Below are 18,297 nucleotides of genomic sequence, written 5' to 3'. Positions count from 1 at the left end.
TCCGATGACCTACCGCGTCTGCTTCGTCTGCACCGGCAACATCTGCCGCTCCCCGATGGCCGAGTCGGTCTTCCGCACGCGCGTGGCGGAGGCCGGGCTCGACAGCCTGGTCGAGACCGACAGCGCCGGCACCGGCGGCTGGCACGAGGGCGACCCTGCCGACCCGCGCACCGTCTCCGTCCTCGAGGAGCACGGCTACGACAGCGGTCACACGGCCCGCCAGTTCCAGCCGTCCTGGTTCGCGCGCCTGGACCTCGTCATCGCCCTCGACACCGGCCACCTCAAGGCCCTGCGCCGCTTGGCGCCCTCACCGGAGGACGCGGCGAAGGTGCGCCTGCTGCGCTCCTACGACCCCGCCGCCGGCGACGACCTCGACGTGCCCGACCCGTACTACGGGGCCATGGACGGCTTCGAGGAATGTCTTGAGATGGTGGAGGCGGCAAGTACGGGCCTCCTCACGGCGGTCCGCGAACAGGTGGAGGGACAGCCGGTATGAGCAGCACGGATCCTCAAGGACCGCCTTCCGAGGGGCGGCCTTCCGACGGAGACGGCACGCGCGCGGTGCGGGCCGGACTGCCCGAGCCGGTCGCGTACGAGCCGACCCTGCCCGGCCCCGTGTTCGCGGCCCACTACCACCTGCCGGGCGAGCCCACGGGCCCGTACACCTACGGCCGGGACGAGAACCCCACCTGGACCCATCTGGAACGCGCCATCGGCGGCCTGGAGGCGCCGGGGGAGGACGCCGTCGAGACGCTGGTCTTCGCGTCGGGCATGGCCGCCACCTCCTCGGTGCTCTTCTCCCAGCTGCGGGCCGGGGACGCGGTCGTCCTGCCCAGCGACGGCTACCAGGCGCTGCCCCTGGCACGCGCGCAGTTGGAGGCCTTCGGCATCGAGGTCCGCACGGCACCGACCGGCGGGGACGCCCAGCTCGGCGTCCTGGACGGCGCGAAGCTGCTGTGGATCGAGACCCCGTCGAACCCGGGCCTCGACGTGTGTGACGTCCGGCGGCTCGTCGAAGCGGCACACGCGCGTGGCGCCTTCGTCGCCGTCGACAACACGCTCGCGACGCCGCTCGGTCAGCGCCCGCTGGAGCTCGGCGCCGACTTCTCGGTGGCCAGCGGCACCAAGCAGCTGACGGGACATGGCGACATCCTGCTGGGATACGTCAGCGGCCGCGGCGCCGAGGCCATGGCCGCCGTACGGCGCTGGCGCAAGATCGTCGGGGCGATTCCGGGGCCCATGGAGGCCTGGCTCGCGCACCGTTCCCTCGCCACGCTCCAGATGCGCGTGGAGCGGCAGAACTCCACCGCCCTGGCCGTCGCCGAGGCGCTGCAGAACTGGCCGGAGGAGCTCGGGGTGCGCTATCCCGGGCTGCCGCGCGACCCCTCGCACAAGATCGCTTCGCAGCAGATGCGGCGCTACGGGTGCGTCGTGTCCTTCACGCTGCCCACGCGCGCGCGTGCCGAGCGATTCCTGGAGGCGCTGCGCCTCGTCGACGACGCGACCAGCTTCGGCGGAGTGCGCTCCACGGCCGAACGGCGTGGGCGCTGGGGCGGCGACGCCGTGCCGGAGGGCTTCATCCGAATGTCGGTCGGCGCCGAGGATCCCGAGGATCTGGTGGCGGATGTGCTGCGTGCGCTGGACGAATCGGCCCGGTGACGGGGCCCGCCCGTACGTGCGTCGGAGCCCGGACATGTGGAACGGGCGGTCCGAGCCTCCCCCCTCGTGGCTCGGACCGCCCTCGGTTCTGCGCGCGAAGAACCGCGCGAACAAGGCTAGTTGACTGTCTGTCAGTGTCCAATCACAGTAGCGACAGCGACCTATCGACTTATTTATAGTTAGGCCCTGCCCTGGGGATGGAGAGAAGGGCGGGGAAGGGGAGGGTGTGGCATGGACCTGGCCTTGTTGCGCACTTTTGTGACCGTGCACCGGGCTGGTTCCTTCACCCGCGCCGCCGCCCTGCTCGGCCTGTCGCAGCCGGCCGTGACCTCGCAGATCCGCACCCTGGAACGGCAGTTGGGCCGCCCCCTCTTCCTGCGGCAGGCCCGCGGAGTGACGCCGACGACCATCGGCGACGAACTCGCCCACAAGGCCGCACCTCATCTCGACGCCCTGGTGGAGATCACAGAGACCGGTCTTGACGACGAGTCCTCCTTACGATCCCTGCACCTCGCCGGCCCTCCTGAGTTCACCGCCGAGCGGGCCCTGCCCGCGCTCACCGAGCTGACCGGCGAAGAAGGCCAGGGCTTCGCTCTGCGCGCGTCCTTCGGAAACGCCGAGGAGACCCTCGAGGGGCTGGCTGCCGGACATCATGATCTGGCCATCAGTACGGCCCGTCCGCGCGGCGGTCTGCTCACGGCGACGACGCTCTGCGACGAGATGCACGTGCTGGTCGCCGCGCCCCAATGGGTCGACCGGATCGGCTCGGGGCAGCTGCGCCACAAGGGAGCGCACGCGCTGGAGGACGTCCCGGTGGTGGAGGTGCACGAGTCCCTGCCCTTCGTCTCCCGCTACTGGGCTTCGGTCTACGACTGCCGTCCCGCCGCCCCGGGCACCGTGATCGTCCCCGACCTTCGAGCGGTCCTCGCCTGCGCGGTCGCGGGGGCAGGGCTGGCGGTGTTGCCCCGCTATCTGTGCGCGGCCGCCCTGGAGCGCGGCGATGTCGTCGCCCTGCATGATCCGCCGGTGCCACCGCTGCGGACGTACTTCCTGGTGGTGCGTACCGGCACACTGGCAATGCCGCATGTCGCGCGGGCCCATGAATGGCTTCTGCGGGCGGCTTCCGGCTGGGCCTGAGCCGGGCATTCAGGGCGAATCCGGGGGCGCATCAGAGGCGCTCACACCATGAGCTCGGCCGGTGACGATTCGCGATGTTTCACGTGGAACCAGCCGGGCCACATTTCTCCCATGACCGTCCGACCCGTGGTCAAGCGCACCGCCCGCGCCGTTCTGCTGGACGGCGACGCCCTGATCCTGATCAAGCGCACCAAGCCCGGCATCGATCCCTACTGGCTCACACCAGGTGGCGGGGTCGAGCCGACGGACGCGACCGTCGTCGACGCCCTGCACCGCGAGGTGTACGAGGAGCTCGGCGCCAAGATCGTCGATGTCGTGCCCTGCTTCGTCGACACCGTCGAGCACATCGGCGAGGACGGCGGAGCGACCGGAGTGAAGGTGCAGCACTTCTTCGTGTGCCGCCTGGAGTCCATGGACACGTCCTTGCGGCACGGGCCCGAAGTGGACGAACCCATCGGCGAGTACGAGATCGTGCGCGTGCCGTTCACCCGGGTCGGGATCGCTTCCGTCCACCTCGTACCACTGTCACTGCGGCACTACCTCGACGGGAACATCGAGGGCGTCCGTGCCATGCACGCCCCCGATCTGGGCTGATCCGACGGCAGATCTCCGCCGTGGCGAGGCTCGTCAGTCCCCGGCGGTGACGAGCTCCTCCACAGAGTCATGGCGTATGCGCTCGAACGGCATGCCGATGCCCCTCAGGGCGTCGACACCGCTGCGGATCATGCCGGGCGGTCCCGAGACATAGGCGTCGTACTCGGTCCACGGCCCGTACTCGCGTATGGCTTCGGGAAGCTGGAGCAGGCCATGCCGGTCCACCACCGGGCGGACATGCAGCCAGGGGTGGGACTGCTGGAGGCGGAGCATCGTGTCGATGTCGTACAGGTCCTGGTTGGTGCGGGCGCCGTAGAAGACCTCGACCGATCGCCGTTCGCCGTGCTCGGCGACGTCCTCGACCAGTGCCTTGATGGGCGCTATGCCGGTGCCTCCGCCCACGCAGAGCAGGCCGCTGTCGGTGGTGTGGTCCACGGTCATCGAACCGGCCGGCGGGCCGAGCCGGATGATGTCTCCCGGCCGCGCGCGGTGCACCAGCGCGTTGGAGACCCAGCCCGCGGGCACCGCCTTCACATGGAAGGTCAGCAGACCGTCCGAGCGGGCCGCCGAGGCGAAGGAGTAGTGCCGCCAGATCCTGGGCCACCAGGGTGTCTCCACGCTCGTGTACTGCCCGGCGAGGAAGGGATACGGCTGGTCGGGGCGGACGGTGAGAACCGCGACGTCCGAGGTTCTGAGGTCGTGCGAGACGACCTCCGCGTACCACCAGGCGGGGGCGCGCAGTTCGTCCGCCGCCGCGGCGTCGATCATGACCTGCGAGATCGTCGTGTACGCCCGGATCCAGGCGGCCTCCATCTCGCCGTCCCAGATTCCGGCGGCGTACTTGCTCAGCGCGCCGATGAGGCACTCGCCGACGGCCGGGTAGTGCTCGGGCCGGGTGCCGTACTTGCGGTGTCCGCGGCCCAGGTTCTGCAGGTAGTCGACGAGGACAGGGGTGTTGTCGATGTGCTCGGCCGCGGTGAGCAGCGCCTTCAGCAGCCGGTCCCGCTGGGTGTCCATCGCCGCCGGGAAGAGGGAACGCAGATCGGGATGGCGTACGAAGAGCAGCGCGTAGAAGTAGGAGGTGACCTTGTCGGCCACGGGGCCGACCTCGGCCATGGTCCGGCGGATCAGGACGGCGTCCGGGGAGACGGGTTGGGCCGGGGCGGGGCGCTGGCTCGGTACGCGCAATTGGGGCGAGGGCGATGCGACAGGGGCGGGGCCCGGTGTGTCCGGCCGTGGTGTGGTCGCCTGGGCGGCCTGCATCTCCGTGCGGGCTGCGGTGCCTTGGGCGGCGGCGTGCACGGCCTGAGCGGTGGCTTGCGGGGCTTGAGCCGAGGCTTGCCGGGCTTGGCCTGAGTACGGGGTGTGGGCGGGCGTCGACGGTGTGGGCTGCATGTGGCTGGGGGCGGTCGCATGAGGCGTCGGTATCGGGGCTGGTGCCCCACGTTCCGCGTACGGGCGGCCGGCAGGGCCCGGAGCTGCGGGGCCTGGTGCCGCGAGACGGGAGCCGACGTCCGCAAGGGTGGGCCCGGGCGGAGGCGCCGTCGCGGCGGGCTGTGGTGGGCCGGCCGTCGTGGGGGGCTGTGTGGTGCTCTGGGGCGGCGGGGCCGGGCCGTCGCCTGCCGTCGTCCGGCCCACCGGGCGCATCGCCGCCAGGCGGCTGCCCTCTGCCGCCTCCTGTTCAGGGCCCGGAGAAGTCTCCGGCTGCTTGCGGGGCGTGAACCAGCCGCCCCCGCCGCCGGAAGTGCCGTTGTCGGCCGACGTGGTGGTCGGAGCGTCCATGGTGTGCCTCGCCTCGAACATCTTTCGGTCGGTCTGCGCACTTCCCCTATCGGAAGGTGCCTGCTTCCCCCGCGACGGCTTGCTTGGCCCCGTTCGTTGCCGCGATCAATACGGCCACATTCAACCCGTATTCACACTCAGTACGGACAAGTAAGGCGAGAGTGTGACATTGGCCGCAGTACTCTCACCGCAGCATCCCACTGCGTGTGGACGCCCAGGCCGCATAACCGAGAATGCGGGTCTTTGATCTCTCCGTCCCGTTACGCTGCCTTGCCTTGCGCTCGGTCCGCGTCGACAGTCCGCATCACGGCTCGGACACGAACCGGACTCGACCATACCGGCCGCTGCCCCGATCACAAGTCCCCCCTTGCTCCCTCACGAATTGGGCGAGGGGACGAACGGGCAATTCCTTCAATTACCGGCTGCTGCGCACCAATTCATAGGCTTCCCGCAGATCCATCCCTATGTAAGAGCCGGTCGCGAGTCCAGGCCGGATGGCAGTCCGCGTTGAATGGCCCTCCCGACGCACTTCATGGATGCTCGCCGTTCGTCCATGTTTCACGTGAAACACCCAGCGTCCATCGGCGGGCCGTGCGGCGGGCCATGACATGGCCAAAAGCTCGTACGTCTCACCGGAAACGGCTGGACGACCAGGGCAGTAGTCAGACAGCCTGACCTGCGTGCCGACTCCTTCCCTCGCCGCTCTGCCCATCCGCCGTCTGACGCCTCGCGACCTCACCGCCTGCGCCGACTTGTCCGAGGATCGGGGCTGGCCCCGTGAGGAACACAAGTGGCAGTTTCTCCTGACAGCCGGGAAGGGCTACGGGATCGACGACCCCGCCGGCGGGCTGGTCAGCGCCTGTGTCGTCACGGACTACGGACCGCGGGACCGCCCCGATCTGGGGGCCATTGGCATGGTCCTGGTCGCCGAGCGTCATGCGCGCCAGGGCGTCGGGCGTCGGCTCATGCGTCACGTCGTCTCCTTGATGGGCACGACACCCCTGACTCTGCACGCGACGCCGAACGGCCAAGGGCTCTACGAGGAAATCGGCTTCAAGGTCACCGGCCGGGCGGAAATGCTGCGCGGGCACTTCAGGGCCGATACTGCGGGGCCCTCAGTCGCCACGCGCGCGGCCACCGCCGAGGACCTCAGCGCGATGGTCCGGCTCGACGAGGAGGTGTTCGGCACGGATCGCACGCACATCATCACGCGGCTCCCCGCCTTCACCGACCGGTTGCGCGTCGCCGAGGAGAACGGCCGGCTCATCGGATACGCGGGCGCCTGGCCCAACATGGACACGCAGGTCGTGGGCCCACTGGTTGCCCGCGACACGGAGACCGCGAAGGCGCTCATCGCTTCCCTGGCCACCCACACCGACCGCCCACTGCGCACCGACATCGACGTACGCCATGAGGAACTGCTCAGCTGGGCCAAGGAGCACGGTCTGGCGTCCGTCGCCTTCAACTCGGTGATGACGTACGGCATCTCGGAGCTGCCCGGCGATTGGACCCGGCGGTTCGCTCCGGTGACGGTGGCGGCGGGCTGAGGTAGTCGACTACGAGCTTCGGAGCTGCGAGCTGAGGCGGTCATGGAACACGCCGGTCCCCGTCGGGAACCGGCGTGTCCTTGCTGGTGGGATGCCTTGACGGCGTGTCCCGCTGATGCGGTGTGCCGTCAGGCAAGTGCCTCGATCGCGGCCGTCGCGAATTGGTGGTCCTGCTCGGGCGCACCGCCGCCCACGCCGATCGCGCCGATCAGCCGGCCGTCCCGATGGACCGGCACACCACCCGCGATGAACAGCAGCGGCCGGTCCAGCGCGGTGGGCAGGGTGTGGAACGGGCCACCCGGCTGTACGGCCTCGACGAGATCGGCGGTGGGAGCGTTGAGCTGAAGTGCCGTGTAGGCCTTGCGGGTGCTGGTCTCCCCGGAGATCAGCACAGCTCGGTAGTCCCGCCGGAACCCGAGCAGGTGGCCTCCGGCATCGAGGACGGTGACGCTGACGGTCACTCCGGCGGCCTCGGCGGCACGGTGGGCGGTGGCGACGAGGAGGTCGGCGTCCTGGGTCGTCAGGGGCGTGACGGCGCTGGTGGTGCTCATGGGGGGGTTCTCCCTGATGTGTGGTGCGAAGGTGTGGTGTTGAAGTGCTGGCGTGGGCTGTCACGGGACCGGATGTGCGGGGGCGGCCCTGACCCCGCACACGGGTCGGCTCAGTTGTGTACGACGGCTCGCTGCCCGGCGGGCTCGGTGGGCTCGGTGGGCTCGGTGCTCGTGACGGCAGTGCCGGCGGATGCTCCGTCACGGCGCTCCAGCGCGGCCGAGAGGAACGCGAGCAGCAGTGCGGCCGCGGCGAGGGCGGCGCCCACCCAGTTGGGGGACGTGTAGCCGTAGCCGGCCGCGATGACCATGCCGCCGAGCCAGGCGGCGAGGGCGTTGCCAAGGTTGAAGGCGCCGATGTTCACGGCCGAGGCCAGCGTCGGGGCGCCGTGTGCCTGGTCGAGGACCCGCTTCTGGAGCGGGGGCACCGTGGCGAAGCCCAGGGCGCCGATCAGCGCGATGGTGACGGCCGCGAGGACCTTGTTGTGCACCGTGAGCGTGAAGAGCGCGAGCACGACGGCGAGGGCGCCCAGGGAGACGTACAGCATCGGCATCAGCGCGCGGTCGGCGTACTTGCCACCGATCAGGTTGCCACCGACCATGCCGAGCCCGAAGAGGACCAGCAACCAGGTGACGGAGCCGTCTGCGAAGCCGCCGACATGGGTCATCATCGGCGCGATGTAGGTGATGGCTGCGAAGACACCGCCGAAGCCGAGGACCGTCATCGCCATGGCGAGCAGGACCTGGGCGTTCTTGAACGCGGCCAGCTCATGGCGCAGATGTACGCCCTGGGGCTTGGGCATGTCGGGGACGAGCTTGGCGATCCCGGCCAGGCCGACCACCCCGAGGGCGGCGACGATGCCGAAGGTGACCCGCCAGCCGGCGGACTGCCCGACGAACGTGCCCAGCGGGACGCCGACCACATTCGCGACGGTCAGACCGGTGAACATCATCGCGATGGCGCCGGCCTTCTTGTTCGGGGCGACCAGATCGGCCGCGACGACCGAGCCGATGCCGAAGAAGGCACCGTGGGCGAGCGAAGCGACCACACGCCCGATCAGCATGACGGAGAAGCTGGGAGCGAGAGCGGACAGCAGGTTGCCGGCGATGAACAGTCCCATCAGCAGCATCAGCATCCGCTTGCGGGAGACCTTGGTGCCGAGCACGGTCATCAGGGGAGCGCCGAGGACCACGCCGAGGGCGTAGCCGGTCACCAGAAGCCCGGCGGTGGGGATGGTGACCCCGAAGTCGCCCGCGACCTCGGGCAGCAAACCCATGATCACGAATTCGGTCGTGCCGATTCCGAAGGCCCCGATCGCAAGGGCCAGAAGCGCGAGAGGCATGAAGGAGTGCACCTTCCAGAAAATTGCAGGAGCGCTTTACGTTTGATGACAATACTTGCAGACGCGTCATACTTGCAAGCGCAGACTATTGCGAACCTGCTCTACTCTGGCTTCAGCCACTCCTGGACGGAGGAAACGCCATGACAGCGACAGACCCCGCGCTCACCGCGCTCGCCCAGGGCTGGTGCGCTCTCTCCCTGCTGCACGGGAGGATCGAGGCGCACATCGAGCGCGCCCTGCAGACCGGGCACGACCTGAGCGTGCGGGAGTACTCCCTACTCGATGTGCTCAGCCGCCAGCACAGCGGCGAAGGCGGCCACCTGCAGATGAAGCAGGTCGCCGACGCCGTCGTCCTCAGCCAGAGCGCCACCACCCGGCTCGTCACCCGGCTCGAGGACCGCGGCCTGCTCTCCCGCTACCTCTGCCCCACCGACCGCCGCGGCATCTACACCGACGTCACCGAAGCAGGCCTGGCGCTCCTGGACGAGGCACGGCCCACCAACGACAAGGCCCTGCGCCAAGCCCTCGACAAGGCCGCGACCAATCCCGAGCTGGCCCCCCTCGTCAGGGCCGTCGAGACGCTTCGTATCCCCGTCTGAGCCCGCCCGCATAGGGTGCGGGCATGGGAGATCTTGAGATACGAGCCGCCGTCGCCGATGACGTCCCCGCGATCGTCGGCATGCTCGCGGACGACCCGCTGGGTGCACAGCGTGAGTCACCGGACAACCTGGCCCCTTACCTGGACGCCCTGGAGCGGCTCAGCGCCGATCCGAACCAGCATCTGGTCGTCGCCGTCCGCGAAGGCCGCGTCATCGGCACGCTCCAGCTCACGATCATTCCCGGGCTCTCCCGGATGGGCGCGACCCGATCCATCATCGAAGGCGTACGCATCCACGCCGACGAGCGCGGCAGCGGCCTGGGTACGCATCTCATCGAGTGGGCGGTCGCCGAATCCCGGCGTCAGAACTGCCAGTTGGTACAGCTGACCACCGACAAGTCCCGTACCGACGCCCACCGCTTCTATGAGCGGCTCGGCTTCACGGCCTCGCACTTGGGCTTCAAGATCCAGCTGTGACCATGCCGGAGCGCCTGTTTCACGTGAAACAGGCGCTCACCCGAACCGTCAGACCGTGCCGGTCCCCCGCCACCCGTCCGGATCCACACCGCCCGGCACAGCAGCCCCCTCGTCGTACGGCTGACGCGTGAAGACGAACGACCCGAGGTCCAGGTGGTCCACGGTCCCGTCAGGGCGTCGTACGGCCCTCAGGAGCTCGCCGGCGTAGTAGCCCTCCAGTCCCGTCCATGTGCCGTCACCGTTGGCTCGGAACCGCGAGCGGCGGCCGTTGCCCGACAGGGGCTCCAAGGAGAGCAGCCCGTCGGCCGTCAGCCGCAGCGCGAAGGCGTGTGTCCCCCAGTACCACTGACCGGCCAGCTCCAGGGACACGACGTCGGCCTCGGTCATCGGACGCCACGGCTCGGGGATGCGGGGCTCGGCTTCGGCGACGATCCGGACGAGGTCGGCGGCAACCGTGAACAGCAGCGGGCCGGACGTGCAGTTGGTCAGCACGATGGCTGCGAGATCGTCCTCCACGCTGACAGTGAGTGAGGCGAGGAAGCCCGGCAGGGATCCCGAGTGCCCAATGAAGGTCCTGCCGCCATGCTGCCGGATCTCCAGTCCCAGGCAGTACGCGTACCCACTCGCCACATCCGCCGCCTCCGACGGTGCCGCCGGCGTCCTCATCTCCCGCAGCGACTCGGTGCTCAGCACACGGTCATCGCCCTTGATCAGGAACGCGGCGAAGTTCGCCAAGTCACCTGTTGTCGACCAGAGTTGACCGGCCGGAGCCATCCGACCGAGGTCTTCGAGAGGCTCGGGAAGCATCACGTCGGCCCAGGGATGGACCGCCCAGCCACCGGCATGCGGTGCCTGCGGTCGTGTAGTCGTCCGGGTCAGGCCCAAGGGGTCGAGCACTTCGCGCCTGAGTACGTCCTCCCACGGAGCGTCGCGCAGCTTCTCGACCAGAGCGCCCAGCAACGTGTAGCCGGGGTTCGAGTAGTGGAACCGGCGGCCGGACGGATGCAGGAAGGGGTGCTCGCCCAGGACGTCGGAGAGCTCGGGACGCAGTGATCCAGGGGTCCGCTCCCACCAGGGTCCAGGCGTCTCGGCCGCCAGCCCGCTGGTGTGCGCGAGCAGCTCGGCGATCGTGGCCTCCCCCGCTGCCGTGCCCGGCAGGTGCTTCTCCAGCCGGTCCCCGAGGGCCAACAGACCTTCGTCGCGCAGTCGCAGGACGAGAACGGCGGTGAAGGTCTTGGTGATGGAGCCGATGCGGTACTGCACGTTCTCGTCCGGCCCGTGCCCGTCCACCGAGGTTCGCGAGCCGTGCCACACCGCCCGACCGTCCCGTACGACCGCGGCGACCAACGAGGGCGTGCGTCCTTCGGCCTGGGCCATTGCGATGCGATGCAGCAGCGCTCGACGCGTGGCAGGGAGCAGATCTTCCGGAGGTGTCGTCATGGCCCCAGTCCACCCCGTCGGGCAACGGGAGTCGAGCGCATAACCTCGAAGCTCACCATCCCCGTGCGGGCCCCGATCAGGTCTGCGCCATGTCCACGAATCGTGAGTAGTGCCCCTGGAAGGCGACCGTGATCGTGGCCGTCGGGCCGTTACGGTGCTTGCCCACGATGATGTCCGCCTCGCCCGCGCGGGGCGACTCCTTCTCGTAGGCGTCCTCGCGGTGCAGCAGGATCACCATGTCGGCGTCCTGCTCGATGGAGCCGGACTCACGCAGGTCGGACACCATCGGCTTCTTGTCCGTGCGCTGCTCGGGGCCACGGTTGAGCTGCGAGAGCGCGATCACCGGGACCTCCAGCTCCTTGGCCAGGAGCTTGAGGTTACGGGACATGTCCGAGACCTCCTGCTGACGGCTCTCGGAACGCTTCGAACCGCCGGCCTGCATCAGCTGCAGATAGTCGATGATCACGAGCTTGATGTCGTTGCGCTGCTTCAGGCGACGGCACTTCGCACGGATCTCCATCATCGACAGGTTCGGGGAGTCGTCGATGTAAAGCGGTGCCGCCGAGACCTCGGGCATCCGCCGCGCCAGGCGGGTCCAGTCCTCGTCCGTCATCGTGCCGGAACGCATGTGATGCAGCGCCACGCGCGCCTCGGCCGACAACAGACGCATCGCGATCTCGTTGCGCCCCATTTCCAGGGAGAAGATGACGCTGGCCAGGTTGTGCTTGATCGACGCCGCCCGCGCGAAGTCCAGTGCGAGCGTGGACTTACCCATCGCGGGACGCGCCGCGATGACGACCATCTGACCCGGGTGCAGGCCGTTGGTGAGCGAGTCGAGGTCCGTGAACCCGGTGGGCACACCCGTCATCTCGCCGGTACGGGAGCCGATCGCCTCGATCTCGTCGAGCGCGCCCTCCATGATGTCGCCGAGCGGCAGATAGTCCTCGCTGGTCCGTTGCTCGGTGACCGCGTAGATCTCGGCCTGGGCGCGGTTGACGATCTCGTCGACGTCGTCGTCGGCCGCGTATCCCATCTGCGTGATGCGGGTACCGGCCTCGACCAGGCGGCGCAGAACGGCTCGCTCGTGAACGATCTCCGCGTAGTACTCGGCGTTCGCCGCCGTCGGTACCGTCTGGACGAGGGTGTGGAGATAGGAGGCGCCCCCGACCTTGTTGATCTCGCCGCGCTTGGTGAGCTCGGCGGCGATGGTGATGGGGTCGGCCGGCTCACCCTTGGCATAGACGTCGAGGATCGCCTGGAAGATCGTCTCGTGGGCGGGCTTGTAGAAGTCGTGGCCCTTGATGACCTCGACGACATCGGCGATGGCGTCCTTGGACAGGAGCATGCCGCCGAGGACGGACTGCTCGGCGTCGAGGTCCTGTGGCGGCACCCGCTCGAAGGCCGAACCACCACCGTCCCACTGACCGTTGTCCCGGCCGCGATCGTGCTGCTCGTCACGTCCTCGGCCGCCGTCGCCCTGTCGGCGGGAAGCAGGCAGACGATCACTGGGGCCGCTGTCGGCCCACGGGTCGTCCAAGGGCTCGGAAATGCTCACCGAGCAGCCTCCTCCCGTCCGCCGAGCGGACCTCGCCGTGCCCCTCTGTTCTACGGCACGGCACTGACAAATGAGAGGCCCAGCTCCGGTCCTGGCACGTCGGTTGTACGGCGGTTTCCCGGGACGACGGACGGAGTGGGCGCCGGACCACGGTAGGCCTGCAGGCACCGTCAGCCAATCTGGTTATCCACAGGCCATGTGGACGACGGCCCGGATGCTGTGGAGAACTCCACAAAACCTGTGCACGACACGGTGGACAGCCCTGTGAACAAGCCCCCACGAAATCTCAATCAGCGCCTCTGACCTGCCACTTTGCCATCCACGGGCTGTGCAGAAGAAAAACTTCCCCAGTCGGACCAAGATCGCTTCGAACGGTGCGCGAGAGCACACACCACGAGTTGGCAAGTAAGGGTCAGTGGTCCATTGCATCTCTTACCTGTGGACGATTAGATTGGTGGCCATGACACAGGCTCCCGCGACCCCCAAGGCCGCCCGGCGACAGCACGACCGAGAGATCGTCGCACTGGCCGTCCCGGCCTTCGGCGCACTCGTCGCCGAGCCCCTCTTCGTCATCGCCGACAGCGCGATCGTCGGCCATCTCGGCACAGCACAGCTGGCCGGGCTCGGGGTCGCTTCCGCCCTCCTCATGACGGCCGTCAGCGTCTTCGTCTTCCTCGCCTACGCCACCACAGCGGCCGTTGCCCGACGCGTCGGCGCCGGCGACCTTCAAGCCGCCATCCGCCAGGGCATGGACGGTATCTGGCTGGCCCTCCTCCTCGGCGCCGCCGTCATCGCGGTCGTCCTGCCCACGGCACCGTTTCTCGTGGAACTCTTCGGCGCCTCGGACACAGCAGCCCCGTACGCGACCACCTATCTACGGATCTCGGCACTCGGCATCCCGGCCATGCTCGTCGTACTTGCCGCCACCGGCGTTCTCCGTGGACTCCAGAACACCAAGACTCCTCTCTATGTCGCTGTCGCCGGCTTCGTCGCCAATGCCGTCCTGAACGTCGGCCTCGTCTACGGCGCCGACCTAGGTATCGCAGGCTCCGCCTGGGGCACGGTCATCGCTCAGTGGGGCATGGCTGCGGTCTATCTCATAGTCGTGGTCCGCGGGGCTCGTGAGCACGGCGCCTCGCTGCGCCCCGACACGGTCGGCATAAGGGCCTCCGCACAAGCCGGAGTGCCGCTGCTGGTCCGCACCCTCTCACTGCGGGCCATCCTGATGATTGCGACGGCCGTCGCGGCCCGCCTCGGGGACGCGGACATCGCAGCGCACCAGATCATCCTGTCGCTGTGGAGCCTGCTCGCCTTCGCCCTGGACGCCATCGCCATAGCCGGGCAGGCAATCATCGGGCGGTACCTCGGGGCCGACGACGCCGAGGGCGCCCAAGCCGTCTGCCGCCGCATAGTGGAGTGGGGCATCGCAGCAGGCGTCGTCCTCGGGCTGCTCGTGGTGATCGCCCGGCCGCTCTTCCTGCCGTTGTTCACCAGCGACACGGCCGTCCAGAACACAGCCCTGCCCGCCCTGCTCGTAGTGGCGCTCTCCCAGCCGATCTGCGGCGTCGTCTTCGTCCTGGACGGCGTCCTGATGGGAGCAGGCGACGGCCCCTACCTCGCCTGGGCCATGGTGCTCACCCTGGCGGTATTCACTCCGGTAGCACTGCTCATCCTCGCGGTCGGCGGTGGCCTCACCGCAGTCTGGGCAGCCATGACACTGATGATGGCGGTGCGCATGCTGACGCTCTGGACACGCACCCGCTCAGGCCGCTGGCTCGTCACGGGCGCGACGCGCTGAATGCGACGCACTGAATGTTTCACGTGAAACACGCTGTTTCACGTGAAACGGGCTCGATCTGACCCACTGCACAGATGAGGGGCCGTACCCAGCGGGTACGGCCCCTCATCTCAGCTGTTCAAGCCGAGCGCAGCATTCAGGCCGCGACAACCTCGATGTTGACCTTGGCGGCAACCTCGGGGTGCAGACGCACGGACGTCTCGTGAGCGCCCAGGGTCTTGATCGGCGAACCGAGCTCGATGCGGCGCTTGTCGACCTCGGGACCACCGGAAGCCTTGATCGCGGAAGCGATGTCGGCCGGGGTGACGGAACCGAAGAGACGACCGGCGTCGCCGGAGCGAACGGCCAGACGGACCTTGACAGCCTCGAGCTGGCCCTTGATCTGGTTGGCCTGCTCGATGGTCTGGATCTCGTGGATCTTGCGAGCACGACGGATCTGCTCGACGTCCTTCTCGCCACCCTTGGTCCAGCGGATAGCGAACTTCCGCGGGATCAGGTAGTTGCGAGCGTAACCGTCCTTGACGTCGACGACGTCGCCCGCGGCACCGAGGCCGGAGACCTCGTGGGTGAGGATGATCTTCATGTTTCGGTCACCCTTCCCTTATCGCGCGGTGGAGGTGTAGGGCAGCAGCGCCATCTCACGGCTGTTCTTCACGGCCGTGGCGACGTCACGCTGGTGCTGCGTGCAGTTGCCGGTCACGCGGCGGGCACGGATCTTGCCGCGGTCGGAAATGAACTTCCGCAGCATGTTCGTGTCCTTGTAGTCCACGTACGTGACCTTGTCCTTGCAGAATGCGCAGACCTTCTTCTTCGGCTTGCGCACAGGCGGCTTCGCCATGATGTTTCTCCTGTGTGATCAAGAAGTGTGGGTACGACCCACCCTCGGCCCGGGGGCCTAGAAGGGGGGTTCGTCCGAGTAGCCGCCGCCCTGCTGACCGCCGCCGGAGTTTCCACCCCAGCCGCCGCCACCACCGCCGCCGCCCTGGTTGCCACCGGCGGGAGCGCCGGTCGCCCACGGGTCGTCGGCGGGAGCACCGCCGCCCTGCTGACCGCCGCCGGAGCCACCGCCCCAGCCGCCGCCACCCTGGCCGCCACCGCCGCTGTAACCACCCTGGCCACCGCGAGCACCACCGGAGGTCTTGGTGACCTTGGCCGTAGCGCTGCGCAGGCTGGCGCCGACTTCCTCGACGTCCAGTTCGTAGACCGTGCGCTTGACGCCCTCGCGGTCCTCGTAGGACCGCTGCTTCAGCCGGCCCTGCACGATGACGCGCATGCCTCGCTGGAGCGACTCCGCGACGTTCTCCGCCGCCTGACGCCAGACCGAGCAGGTCAGGAACAGGCTCTCGCCGTCCTTCCACTCGTTCGTCTGGCGGTCGAAGGTGCGGGGAGTGGACGCGACACGGAACTTCGCGACCGCCGCACCGGAGGGGGTGAAGCGCAGCTCGGGGTCATCGACAAGATTGCCGACGACCGTGATGACGGTCTCGCCTGCCATGGGGGAACCTCTCGGCGGGTTTGCTGCTCTGGCTGCTTGGTTGCTGCTACTCGAATCCCGAGATCAGCTGAGCGGGAGAGCTCAGTGGGTCTCGGGTCGGAGGACCTTGGTCCGGAGGACCGACTCGTTCAGGTTCATCTGGCGGTCGAGCTCCTTGACGACCGCAGGCTCGGCCTGCAGGTCGATGACCGAGTAGATGCCCTCGGGCTTCTTCTTGATCTCGTACGAGAGACGACGACGGCCCCAGGTGTCGACCTTCTCGACCTTGCCGTTGCCCTCACGGACGACGGAGAGGAAGTTCTCGATCAGGGGGGCGACAGCGCGCTCCTCCAGATCGGGGTCGAGGATGACCATCACCTCGTAGTGACGCATGTGGAACCCACCTCCTTCGGACTCAGCGGCCACGGTCGTTCCGTGGCAGGAGGGTTGTGATGCGTACGCAACGGTATCGGCCGCCACTGACAATCGGGGTGACCTCGCGGTCGCCCCGAGCTGGCCCGGGCAGACACCGGTGCAGACGGTACACAGTACCCGCACACCCGCTTCCGGTTGAAATCCGGCCGCCCTGGTCCACAATCTGTACACATCGGGTGTGTATGGCGCTACGATGCGCCGCCTTCCGCAGGAGGTGCCCTATGGCACAGGCAATGCGACCCAACACCGTCGGAGGCCTCTTCGCCACGGACGGAAAGTCCCATCCCATCCAGGACACCCTGCTCGTGGTGACCCTGGTGCTCGGCATCACGTCGTTCATCACGGCCCAGTTCCATTTCTTGCACCTGCTCAGCTCCTGGACCGGTCTGGTGGGCATCCTCACGGGTGCTTACGGCCAGTGGATCTCGGAGACGACCCGTGAGCGCTTCGGCCTGATCGTGGGTCTCGGCGCCTCCGGAGTCGGCTTCTTCCTCGGCATGGCACACGGCGGGCTCTTCGGCGGCTTCTGACGCCTGCGCCCACGCACCCCTCGCGCCGGTCACGGAGACCGACCTCCGAACACCGGCACAACAGGGCATAGAACACCCTCGAACGCCCCGGCGGCCTCAAGGCCGGGGCGAAGCTGCCGTACGCCCAGTCGGGGCGCTCGCAAGGCGCAGTAGGCTTCGGCGCGAGAGCCGGAGCCCCTGAACCCATGGGGACACCCCAGCCCGAGGAGCGCCCCGAATGAGCCTGACCCTGAGGACGATCAGTCGCGAGCAGCATCTGGCATACATCCAGAGCCTGCCGTCGGCGAGCCACATGCAGGTCCCGGCCTGGGCAGACGTCAAGGCGGAGTGGCGCTCGGAGAGCCTCGGGTGGTTCGACAGGTCCGGCGAGCTCGTCGGCGCAGGCCTCGTCCTCTACCGGCAGCTGCCCAAGATCAAGCGCTATCTCGCCTATCTGCCCGAGGGCCCGGTCATCAACTGGTTCACGCCGAATCTGACCGACTGGCTGGAACCGATGCTCGCGCATCTGAAGAACCAGGGCGCCTTCTCCGTGAAGATGGGCCCTCCGGTGATCATCAGGCGCTGGGAGGCCACCTCCATCAAGGCGGGCATCCAGAACCCGGACGTGAAGCGGCTGCGTGACATCGAGGCCGACTTCATCGAGCCGCGCGCCTTCGAGGTCGCCGACAAGCTCCGCCGCATGGGCTGGCAGCAGGGCGAGGACGGCGGGGCCGGCTTCGGCGACGTACAGCCCCGCTACGTCTACCAGGTGCCGCTGGCCAACCGCTCCCTGGAAGAGGTCCACAAGAACTTCAACCAGCTGTGGCGACGCAACATCAAGAAGGCCGAGAAGGCCGGCGTCGAGGTCGTCCAGGGCGGATACCACGACCTCGAGGAGTGGCAGCGCCTGTACGAGATCACGGCCGTGCGCGACCACTTCCGCCCGCGCCCGCTGTCGTACTTCCAGCGCATGTGGACGGCCCTCAACACCGAGGACCCCAACCGCATGCGGCTGTACTTCGCCCGTCACAACGGAGTGAACCTGTCGGCCGCGACGATGCTGATCGTCGGCGGGCACGTCTGGTACTCCTACGGCGCCTCCGACAACATCGGCCGTGAGGTCCGGCCCTCGAACGCGATGCAGTGGCGGATGCTGCGCGACGCCTACGCGCTCGGCGCGACCGTCTACGACCTGCGCGGCATCTCCGACTCCCTGGACGAGACCGACCACCTCTTCGGCCTGATCCAGTTCAAGGTGGGCACCGGCGGCCAGGCCGCCGAGTACCTCGGCGAGTGGGACTTCCCGCTCAACAAGCTGCTCCACAAGGCGCTCGACATCTACATGTCGCGTCGCTGACCTTGCGCTCTCTGCTTCGATACCGTCAACAGCTGCACCGTCGA

The 18,297-nt window shown here is 68.4% G+C and carries 19 protein-coding genes; 10 read left to right on the top strand and 9 right to left on the bottom strand.

The window, feature by feature from the left end; genetic code table 11:
- Window positions 1-4 precede the first annotated feature (4 nt).
- The 4 genes from ACZ7M7_RS28120 to ACZ7M7_RS28105 all read left to right on the top strand — a co-directional run bounded on the left by ACZ7M7_RS28120 (window position 5) and on the right by ACZ7M7_RS28105 (window position 3,390).
- Entirely contained in the window at window positions 5-496 is a 492-nt protein-coding gene (locus ACZ7M7_RS28120) for a low molecular weight protein-tyrosine-phosphatase (RefSeq protein ID WP_383608237.1), read from the top strand.
- The gene (locus ACZ7M7_RS28115; protein ID WP_472121389.1) at window positions 493-1,659 is read left to right on the top strand and encodes a cystathionine gamma-lyase; all 1,167 of its coding nucleotides are present in this window, start codon (window positions 493-495) and stop codon (window positions 1,657-1,659) included. Before ACZ7M7_RS28120 ends, ACZ7M7_RS28115 begins: the two co-directional genes overlap by 4 nt.
- A 231-nt stretch (window positions 1,660-1,890) precedes the next feature.
- The gene (locus ACZ7M7_RS28110) at window positions 1,891-2,796 is read left to right on the top strand and encodes a LysR family transcriptional regulator (RefSeq protein ID WP_383608241.1); all 906 of its coding nucleotides are present in this window, start codon (window positions 1,891-1,893) and stop codon (window positions 2,794-2,796) included.
- A 111-nt stretch (window positions 2,797-2,907) separates the two neighbouring features.
- On the top strand, window positions 2,908-3,390 hold the full coding sequence (locus ACZ7M7_RS28105) for an NUDIX domain-containing protein (protein WP_383608243.1): 483 nt from the start codon (window positions 2,908-2,910) through the stop codon (window positions 3,388-3,390).
- 33 nt (window positions 3,391-3,423) lie between these two features.
- Here the strand turns inward: ACZ7M7_RS28105 and ACZ7M7_RS28100 are convergent, their stop codons facing one another.
- On the bottom strand, window positions 3,424-5,193 hold the full coding sequence (locus tag ACZ7M7_RS28100; RefSeq protein WP_472121385.1) for a globin domain-containing protein: 1,770 nt from the start codon (window positions 5,191-5,193) through the stop codon (window positions 3,424-3,426).
- A gap of 659 nt (window positions 5,194-5,852) precedes the next feature.
- On the opposite strand from ACZ7M7_RS28100, the gene ACZ7M7_RS28095 reads away from it, so the two are divergent.
- A complete protein-coding gene (locus ACZ7M7_RS28095) occupies window positions 5,853-6,719 on the top strand; it encodes a GNAT family N-acetyltransferase (protein ID WP_451167535.1) in 867 nt (288 codons plus the stop codon).
- Between the two features lie 128 nt (window positions 6,720-6,847).
- Here ACZ7M7_RS28095 and ACZ7M7_RS28090 read toward each other — a convergent pair whose 3' ends face one another.
- On the bottom strand, window positions 6,848-7,270 hold the full coding sequence (locus ACZ7M7_RS28090; RefSeq protein WP_472121381.1) for a GlcG/HbpS family heme-binding protein: 423 nt from the start codon (window positions 7,268-7,270) through the stop codon (window positions 6,848-6,850).
- 110 nt (window positions 7,271-7,380) lie between these two features.
- Window positions 7,381-8,610, bottom strand: a complete 1,230-nt coding sequence (locus tag ACZ7M7_RS28085; RefSeq protein ID WP_472121378.1) for an MFS transporter — start codon at window positions 8,608-8,610, stop codon at window positions 7,381-7,383.
- A gap of 140 nt (window positions 8,611-8,750) precedes the next feature.
- On the opposite strand from ACZ7M7_RS28085, the gene ACZ7M7_RS28080 reads away from it, so the two are divergent.
- Together ACZ7M7_RS28080 and ACZ7M7_RS28075 are read left to right on the top strand one after the other, a co-directional pair.
- Entirely contained in the window at window positions 8,751-9,209 is a 459-nt protein-coding gene (locus ACZ7M7_RS28080) for a MarR family winged helix-turn-helix transcriptional regulator (protein ID WP_383608253.1), read from the top strand.
- 23 nt (window positions 9,210-9,232) lie between these two features.
- A complete protein-coding gene (locus ACZ7M7_RS28075) occupies window positions 9,233-9,685 on the top strand; it encodes a GNAT family N-acetyltransferase (protein ID WP_472121375.1) in 453 nt (150 codons plus the stop codon).
- Between the two features lie 48 nt (window positions 9,686-9,733).
- On the opposite strand, the gene ACZ7M7_RS28070 is transcribed toward ACZ7M7_RS28075, so the two are convergent.
- Window positions 9,734-11,125 (bottom strand): serine hydrolase domain-containing protein, encoded by a 1,392-nt coding sequence (locus tag ACZ7M7_RS28070; protein WP_472121373.1) that lies wholly within the window; start codon window positions 11,123-11,125, stop codon window positions 9,734-9,736.
- A 76-nt stretch (window positions 11,126-11,201) separates the two neighbouring features.
- Window positions 11,202-12,680, bottom strand: coding sequence for a replicative DNA helicase (dnaB, locus tag ACZ7M7_RS28065; RefSeq protein WP_369272149.1), 1,479 nt, complete (start codon window positions 12,678-12,680; stop codon window positions 11,202-11,204).
- Window positions 12,681-13,140: 460 nt separating this feature from the next.
- Here dnaB and ACZ7M7_RS28060 point away from each other — a divergent pair, with 460 nt between their 5' ends.
- Window positions 13,141-14,478, top strand: a complete 1,338-nt coding sequence (locus tag ACZ7M7_RS28060) for an MATE family efflux transporter (RefSeq protein ID WP_472121370.1) — start codon at window positions 13,141-13,143, stop codon at window positions 14,476-14,478.
- 136 nt (window positions 14,479-14,614) lie between these two features.
- Here the strand turns inward: ACZ7M7_RS28060 and rplI are convergent, their stop codons facing one another.
- The 4 genes from rplI to rpsF all read right to left on the bottom strand — a co-directional run bounded on the left by rplI (window position 14,615) and on the right by rpsF (window position 16,345).
- Window positions 14,615-15,061, bottom strand: coding sequence for a 50S ribosomal protein L9 (rplI, locus tag ACZ7M7_RS28055; RefSeq protein ID WP_059194386.1), 447 nt, complete (start codon window positions 15,059-15,061; stop codon window positions 14,615-14,617).
- 18 nt (window positions 15,062-15,079) lie between these two features.
- Window positions 15,080-15,316: a 30S ribosomal protein S18 gene (gene rpsR, locus ACZ7M7_RS28050; protein WP_003949403.1), complete on the bottom strand. Its 237-nt coding sequence runs from the start codon at window positions 15,314-15,316 to the stop codon at window positions 15,080-15,082.
- 57 nt (window positions 15,317-15,373) lie between these two features.
- Entirely contained in the window at window positions 15,374-15,973 is a 600-nt protein-coding gene (locus ACZ7M7_RS28045) for a single-stranded DNA-binding protein (protein ID WP_383608262.1), read from the bottom strand.
- A gap of 81 nt (window positions 15,974-16,054) precedes the next feature.
- Window positions 16,055-16,345 (bottom strand): 30S ribosomal protein S6, encoded by a 291-nt coding sequence (rpsF, locus tag ACZ7M7_RS28040; RefSeq protein WP_005482942.1) that lies wholly within the window; start codon window positions 16,343-16,345, stop codon window positions 16,055-16,057.
- A 263-nt stretch (window positions 16,346-16,608) separates the two neighbouring features.
- Here rpsF and ACZ7M7_RS28035 point away from each other — a divergent pair, with 263 nt between their 5' ends.
- Both ACZ7M7_RS28035 and femX read left to right on the top strand, forming a co-directional pair.
- A complete protein-coding gene (locus tag ACZ7M7_RS28035) occupies window positions 16,609-16,917 on the top strand; it encodes a hypothetical protein (protein ID WP_328880546.1) in 309 nt (102 codons plus the stop codon).
- Window positions 16,918-17,134: 217 nt separating this feature from the next.
- Window positions 17,135-18,253, top strand: a complete 1,119-nt coding sequence (femX, locus tag ACZ7M7_RS28030) for a peptidoglycan bridge formation glycyltransferase FemX (protein ID WP_383608264.1) — start codon at window positions 17,135-17,137, stop codon at window positions 18,251-18,253.
- Window positions 18,254-18,297 lie beyond the last annotated feature (44 nt).

Source organism: Streptomyces sp. NPDC111606 (assembly GCF_055656945.1).
The sequence above is the reverse complement of the archived record's forward strand: the minus strand, read 5'-3'. Positions and strand labels throughout refer to the sequence as shown.

Bases quoted from the DNA above. Each gene is read 5' to 3' on its own strand.
- ACZ7M7_RS28120 (WP_383608237.1), top strand. From the start codon at position 5: ATGACCTACCGCGTCTGCTTCGTCTGCACCGGCAACATCTGCCGCTCC.
- ACZ7M7_RS28115 (WP_472121389.1), top strand. From the start codon at position 493: ATGAGCAGCACGGATCCTCAAGGACCGCCTTCCGAGGGGCGGCCTTCC.
- ACZ7M7_RS28110 (WP_383608241.1), top strand. From the start codon at position 1,891: ATGGACCTGGCCTTGTTGCGCACTTTTGTGACCGTGCACCGGGCTGGT.
- ACZ7M7_RS28105 (WP_383608243.1), top strand. From the start codon at position 2,908: ATGACCGTCCGACCCGTGGTCAAGCGCACCGCCCGCGCCGTTCTGCTG.
- ACZ7M7_RS28100 (WP_472121385.1), bottom strand. From the start codon at position 5,193: ATGTTCGAGGCGAGGCACACCATGGACGCTCCGACCACCACGTCGGCC.
- ACZ7M7_RS28090 (WP_472121381.1), bottom strand. From the start codon at position 7,270: ATGAGCACCACCAGCGCCGTCACGCCCCTGACGACCCAGGACGCCGAC.
- ACZ7M7_RS28085 (WP_472121378.1), bottom strand. From the start codon at position 8,610: ATGCCTCTCGCGCTTCTGGCCCTTGCGATCGGGGCCTTCGGAATCGGC.
- ACZ7M7_RS28080 (WP_383608253.1), top strand. From the start codon at position 8,751: ATGACAGCGACAGACCCCGCGCTCACCGCGCTCGCCCAGGGCTGGTGC.
- ACZ7M7_RS28075 (WP_472121375.1), top strand. From the start codon at position 9,233: ATGGGAGATCTTGAGATACGAGCCGCCGTCGCCGATGACGTCCCCGCG.
- ACZ7M7_RS28070 (WP_472121373.1), bottom strand. From the start codon at position 11,125: ATGACGACACCTCCGGAAGATCTGCTCCCTGCCACGCGTCGAGCGCTG.
- ACZ7M7_RS28060 (WP_472121370.1), top strand. From the start codon at position 13,141: ATGACACAGGCTCCCGCGACCCCCAAGGCCGCCCGGCGACAGCACGAC.
- rplI (WP_059194386.1), bottom strand. From the start codon at position 15,061: ATGAAGATCATCCTCACCCACGAGGTCTCCGGCCTCGGTGCCGCGGGC.
- rpsR (WP_003949403.1), bottom strand. From the start codon at position 15,316: ATGGCGAAGCCGCCTGTGCGCAAGCCGAAGAAGAAGGTCTGCGCATTC.
- ACZ7M7_RS28045 (WP_383608262.1), bottom strand. From the start codon at position 15,973: ATGGCAGGCGAGACCGTCATCACGGTCGTCGGCAATCTTGTCGATGAC.
- rpsF (WP_005482942.1), bottom strand. From the start codon at position 16,345: ATGCGTCACTACGAGGTGATGGTCATCCTCGACCCCGATCTGGAGGAG.
- ACZ7M7_RS28035 (WP_328880546.1), top strand. From the start codon at position 16,609: ATGGCACAGGCAATGCGACCCAACACCGTCGGAGGCCTCTTCGCCACG.
- femX (WP_383608264.1), top strand. From the start codon at position 17,135: ATGAGCCTGACCCTGAGGACGATCAGTCGCGAGCAGCATCTGGCATAC.